Source organism: Micromonospora sp. LOL_014, assembly GCF_048060245.1.
GTDB lineage: Bacteria > Actinomycetota > Actinomycetes > Mycobacteriales > Micromonosporaceae > Micromonospora_E.
In genome coordinates, this window is the sequence record NZ_JBHMIP010000097.1 from 1 (window position 1) to 1,022 (window position 1,022).

Genomic DNA, 1,022 nt, shown 5'->3' on the forward strand with positions numbered 1-1,022 from the left:
TTGGGTGGTGCGGCGGGCGTGAGGGAGTCGCCGATCACGTGATCGGCTTGCTCCGAGGGTGAGTGTTCGGGGTGGAACGGGATTGTGGCCTGTGGTCGGGCCGCCTGGTTTCGGCTGGTGGGGTGTGGTCAGCCGGGTGCCGGTTGGACGGCGGTGAACAGGTTGTCGAACGCCGCCTGCCAGGGCCGGTACTCGGGCAGGTGCAGGTGGATGGTGCGGGCCCGGTGGGCGAGGCGGGCCGCGACGGTGATGATCCGGGTCCGGATGGTGGCGGGTCTGGCGGTCGACCAGGTGCCCGCGGCGAGGTGTCCGGCGGCGCGGGTGAGGTTGTGTGTGATCGCGGCGCGGGTCAGCGCGGCGGACGATCAGCCGGGCGGTCGCCTCGTGTCGGGTGCCGGCGAACGCGGTGTACGTGGTTTCGGCGATCTGCGCGTCGGAGATCCACCGGCCGGCGTCCTCGTCCCAGACGGCCTGCGGATATGTGATGTCGACCCACTGGTCGGCGGCGATGCCGTCGCACGCGGCGCGGATCTGCGGGTCGATGCGGCAGGTGACCGAGAACCGCACGCCACGACGCCGGCAGCCGCTGATCACCGTCTTGGCGTAGAACGCCGAGTCCGCTCGCACCATGATCTCCCCCGAAGCGCCGCATGCCCGGGCGGTCGTGACGGCCTCGGCGATCATGGTGGCGGCGCCCCGGGCCGAGCCGGCGTTACCCGACCGCAGCCTCGTGGCGGCGGTCACCGCGGACAGCGGGGTGGACAGCGTCGCGACCAGGGGGTTGTAGCCGCGCGGGTAGACGTTGTAGCCGCCGACCTTGGCGTGGCCGAACCCGATGCCCTGCTTCTGCTTGCCGTACACCCGCCGCAGCATGGAGTCGATGTCCACGAAGCACAGGGTGTCGCGGGCGGCGGCCTGCAACTGCCGTACGTGCCCGTGGGTGAACGTACGCAGGAACGACCCGAGCGTCGACGGCGCGTACACGCTGCCGAACAGCGACCGCATGCCACCGTGCCGGGCGA

At 71.5% G+C, this 1,022-nt stretch carries 1 protein-coding gene; it reads right to left on the bottom strand.

Annotated elements, in window-relative coordinates:
• On the bottom strand, window positions 1-1,022 hold a 1,022-nt coding region (locus ACFHW1_RS28780; RefSeq protein ID WP_416616726.1), incomplete at both ends, for a transposase.